The sequence below is a fragment of the Kitasatospora sp. NPDC089913 genome (assembly GCF_044748625.1).
In the GTDB taxonomy this organism is placed as follows: domain Bacteria; phylum Actinomycetota; class Actinomycetes; order Streptomycetales; family Streptomycetaceae; genus Kitasatospora.
This window is the reverse complement of record NZ_JBIVGI010000062.1, coordinates 1-4,140: the sequence shown is the minus strand read 5'-3', so window position 1 is coordinate 4,140 and position 4,140 is coordinate 1. Positions and strand designations below refer to the sequence as shown.

General features: G+C 73.8%; 4 protein-coding genes and 1 pseudogene. 3 read left to right on the top strand and 2 right to left on the bottom strand.

All coding sequences use genetic code 11. The annotated features are described in order from the left end of the window. Both ACIPYS_RS40120 and ACIPYS_RS40115 read right to left on the bottom strand, forming a co-directional pair. Positions 1-96: pseudogene (locus ACIPYS_RS40120) on the bottom strand (electron transfer flavoprotein subunit beta); the annotation flags it as partial. 370 nt (positions 97-466) lie between these two features. Next, entirely contained in the window at positions 467-880 is a 414-nt protein-coding gene (locus tag ACIPYS_RS40115) for a thioredoxin family protein (protein WP_093864723.1), read from the bottom strand. Positions 881-1,103: 223 nt separating this feature from the next. On the opposite strand from ACIPYS_RS40115, the gene ACIPYS_RS40110 reads away from it, so the two are divergent. From ACIPYS_RS40110 to ACIPYS_RS40100, 3 genes are all read left to right on the top strand, one after another. After that, positions 1,104-1,529 (top strand): DUF4395 domain-containing protein, encoded by a 426-nt coding sequence (locus ACIPYS_RS40110; RefSeq protein ID WP_093859421.1) that lies wholly within the window; start codon positions 1,104-1,106, stop codon positions 1,527-1,529. A gap of 250 nt (positions 1,530-1,779) precedes the next feature. Continuing rightward, positions 1,780-2,550 carry a lysophospholipid acyltransferase family protein gene (locus ACIPYS_RS40105; RefSeq protein ID WP_400755563.1) on the top strand — a complete coding sequence of 257 codons (771 nt, stop codon included), beginning with the start codon at positions 1,780-1,782 and terminating at the stop codon, positions 2,548-2,550. 252 nt (positions 2,551-2,802) lie between these two features. Then, positions 2,803-4,011: a hypothetical protein gene (locus tag ACIPYS_RS40100; RefSeq protein ID WP_400755561.1), complete on the top strand. Its 1,209-nt coding sequence runs from the start codon at positions 2,803-2,805 to the stop codon at positions 4,009-4,011. The last annotated feature ends 129 nt before the right edge of the window (positions 4,012-4,140 follow it).

Sequence of the window (4,140 nt, the reverse complement as noted above, 5' to 3'; positions counted from 1 at the left end):
CACGCCCTCCCGGTCGGTGGTGTGGTCGTCCGCGAAACGACGGTCACCCGTCGCGTCCGGCACGTACTTCACACAGACAACGATCCTCAAGCTCACGGCCTGTCTCCTGTACTGGTCTCGTCCGGCGGCTGCGGCTGTGCAAGCGGGCGCGAAACACGGTACGCACCTGCTCCCGGCAGCGTGCTCCCGTGCCGGTCCGGAACTCCCTGGCAGCATACTCGCCAGTAGCCCGACGGTCACTACTCGCCAGTAGCTTACGCCGCGCGGTCCCGGCCGGGCGTCCCTCGGGCCCCCTCGGCAGCCCCGAGCGGGCCGTCGGTCCGGACGGACCGCGGGACGGACGCACTGCCGTCAGGGCCATCCTGCCCCAGCCCGACCCCTGCTCCGTCCCGCGGGGGCGCTCCTTCCCCCTGGGGACCCACCACGACCGCGGAACACGCCGTTCCGCGCCGGGGCGCGGGACCGCTCAGACCGCCTCGCCCAGCGCCGCGATCACATCCGCCCGCCTCGGCTGCCCGCTCGCCCGGCGAACCACCCGGCCCCCCGCGTCCAGCACCAGCACCGTCGGCGTCCGCAGGATGTCCAGTCGCCGCACCAGCTCCAGCCGCTCCTCGGCGTCCAGCTCCACGTGCGCCACCCCGTCGACCATCCCGGCGACCTCCGCGAGCACCCGGCGGGTGGCCCGGCAGGGTTGGCAGAAGGCCGTGGAGAACTGCACCAGCGTCGCCCGCTCACCCAGCGGCACCCCCAGCTCGGCCGCCGACAGCCCCACCGCCCCGTCCTTCGTCCGCACCCTCAGCCTCCCGTCGCGCTTGGCCCGCAGCAGTCCGAACGCGCTCGCCAGCGCGAGCACGACGACGCACACCACCAACCCGGTCATGCCCCCAGTCTGCGCCAGGCCCCCTGCGGCCCGGGAACGACCCCGGCACAACGGTCGACCACCGGCCCGCGACCCGCGTACCATCGCCGGGTGGACTCCGACCGCCCCGCACAGCCGCTGCTGACCGCCCGCCGGGTGGTCGACCTGTGCCGGGCCACGGCCTCGCGCTGTCGCTGACGCCTCCCAGCCGTCAGCCCGCCGCCGTCCCCTTCCCGGAGTCCCCGTGCAGATCGATCCCCGCGGCCCGCGCTTCGCCGCCGCGCTCACCACCGTCGTCCTGATAGCCGTCCTGCTCACCGGCAGCGGCGCCCTGCTCGCCGCCCAGGCCCTCGTCTTCGCCCTCGGGGCCCTCGGCGGGCTGCGCCGCTCCCCCTACGGATGGCTCTACCGCACGCTGGTCCGGCCCCGGCTGGCACCGCCGGCCGGGACGGAGGACGAACGGCCGCCCAGGTTCGCCCAGGGCGTCGGCCTGGTCTTCGCCGTCGTCGGCCTGCTCGGCTTCCTCACCGGTGCCGACTGGCTCGGCCTGCTCGCCACCGGATCCGCACTGGCCGCCGCCTTCCTGAACGCCGCCTTCGGCTACTGCCTGGGCTGCGAGACGTATCTGCTGGTCCGCCGCGCACAGGGCCGGGCGGACCTCACCGCCTGACCCCGCCGCGCCACCACCCGGCACGGGCCCGGCCGGGGCGGAAAAGTTCCCGGCCGGCCCATCACGTACGTCACACCTTCACATTCCGCCAGGCAGCACCCCTCAGGTGACAGCAGGCACTCCTTCGGGGGATCATCTCCGTGTATCGCCCGTGGCCGCCGCGGTGTGCCGTGCTCCCGGTCGGCCCCCACGCACCGCCCCGGGGCCCCGCCGTACCGGGCCGCCAGGCCCGTCGAAGTCAGGACTGACCGTGGCAGAGCTCGTCTACCCGCCGGTGATCGGCGCCGCACTGACCGTCTTCCGCGCACTCGACGTGCGCATCAAGATCGTCGGCGCCGAAAACATCCCCGCCGAGGGCGGGGCGGTGCTCGTGAGCAACCACATCAGCTACCTCGACTTCCTCTTCGCGGGCCTGGGCGCCTACCGCGGCGGCAAGCGCAAGACCCGCTTCATGGCCAAGGACGACGTGTTCAAGCACAGCGTCTCCGGCCCCCTGATGCGCGGCATGAAGCACATCCCGGTCGACCGGACCGACGGCCAGCCCGCCTACGAGGCCGCCGTCCGCGCCCTCCGGGCCGGCGAGGTCGTCGGCGTCTTCCCCGAGGCCACCATCAGCCGCTCGTTCATGCTGAAGAAGTTCAAGACCGGCGCCGCCCGGATGGCCGCCGACTCCGGCACCCCGCTGCTCCCGGTGATCCTCTGGGGCACCCAGCAGCTGTGGACCAAGGGCCGCCCGAAGACCCTCACCAAGCGGCACGTCCCGGTCACCATCATGATCGGCGAGCCGATCGTGCTGACGCCCGAGGACAAGCCCGTCATGGTCACCCGCCGCCTGCGCGCCGCGATGACCGAGATGCTCGACCGCGCCCAGCGCGAATACCCCGGCAAGCCCTCCGGCCCCGAGGACAACTGGTGGCTGCCCGTCCACCTCGGGGGCACTGCGCCCACCCTGGAGGTCGCCGAGGCCGAGGACGAGGCGGAGGCCCTCGCCAAGGCCGAACGCCGGGCCGCCCGGGACTGACGCCACGCCGGCGGACCTCCGCTTCCGCCGATCCGCCGAACGTCCGGGCCGCCGGCCCCTCGTACCGCTGATCCGCCGCCGTACTACCGATCCGCCGAACTGCCACGAACGGGCGACTCTCCGTCGCCGAGCGGACGCGGACCGTCGCGTGTCGCCCGGCTCCGCACCTTCCGATCTGACAAAGTGACAGCTCCTTCGGGGGGCATCACGTCCGGACTCGCCGGGCGGATCGGAGACGGAGATGACACGCGGATGACGCGCACACGGCTCTCACGGACCACTCCCGCCACGGCCCGCACCCGCCCCCGCGCCGGTGCGGGCCTCCTGCTCGCCGGGGCCCTGCTCACCGGCTGCGGCGCCCAGCCCGGCGAGATCCCGCTCAGCGAGATCCGCGCCGAGTCGCCCAGCCCAACCCCCACCGTCGAGGCGGCCGTCGCCGACGGCAGCGCCGCCGCCGTCGACGCGGCCGCGGCCACCCCGACCGCCCCGCCGGCCCGCAACGGCCTCATCGCCGGCCGGGCCTTCCTCGACCAGGACCGCCTCACCAGCGCGATCTTCGCCGTCACCGCCGACGGCCGGACCCGGCAGCAACTCACCCAGCCCGGCGACCGGACCCGGGACGACCACCCCACCTGGTCCCCCGACGGCACCGCGCTCGCCTTCGACCGCACCGGGGCCGACTCCCCCGGCCGCATCTGGACCACGAGCTCCGACGGCAGCAACGCCCGTCAGCTCGGCCCGCTCTGCGAGGCAGGCGCCCCGGACTGCGTCAACGAGACGGAGACCGCGCCCGCCTGGTCCCCCGACGGCAGGACGATCGCCTTCACCCGCAGCTGGGGCCGCTCCGATCCGGACTCCGAGCAGATCCAGTACAGCGACCTGTTCGTCATCGCCCCCGACGGCACCAGCGCCCAGCGGCTCACCTTCCTCACCAACGACACCCCCTACTCCGGTGCCGTCACCGACCCCTCCTGGTCCCCCGACGGCAAGCAGCTCGTCTTCTCCTACCGGACCAGCGCCACCGGCCAGCCCGCCAACGGCCGGTCCCTCTACATCGTCAACGCCGACGGCACCGGTCTGCGCCGGCTCACCCCGTGGGAGCTACGGGCCGGCGAACGTGCCGACTGGTCCCCCGACGGCAGCCGGATCGTCTTCACCACCTACCCGGCCGGACCCGACAACGCCCCCGGCGGCGGCATCTACACCGTCCACCCCGACGGCTCGGCCGTGGAGGCACTCACCCCCGGCCCGTCCGACGTCACCTACGGAGCCGCCTCCTTCTCCCCCGATGGCACGGCGATCGCCTTCGACCAGGCCCCCGCCGGCGGAGCCTCCGAGCTCTACACGATGCGCGCCGACGGCTCGACCGTCACCCGGCTGACCGACCCTCAGGGCCGCGGGGAGAGCCGCCCGAGCTGGGGCACCGCCCAGCCACAGCCACAGCCGCAATCACAGGGCTGAGTCTTCGGCGTTCGCGGCACCGCTTTCTCCGCAGAATTCGGGCGCAACGCAAAGAACCCCCGCCGGTTTCCCGACGGGGGTTCTTCACAATGATTGTTCGGCGGCGTCCTACTCTCCCACAGGGTCCCC

Bases quoted from the DNA above. Each gene is read 5' to 3' on its own strand.
- ACIPYS_RS40115 (WP_093864723.1), bottom strand. From the start codon at position 880: ATGACCGGGTTGGTGGTGTGCGTCGTCGTGCTCGCGCTGGCGAGCGCG.
- ACIPYS_RS40100 (WP_400755561.1), top strand. From the start codon at position 2,803: ATGACGCGCACACGGCTCTCACGGACCACTCCCGCCACGGCCCGCACC.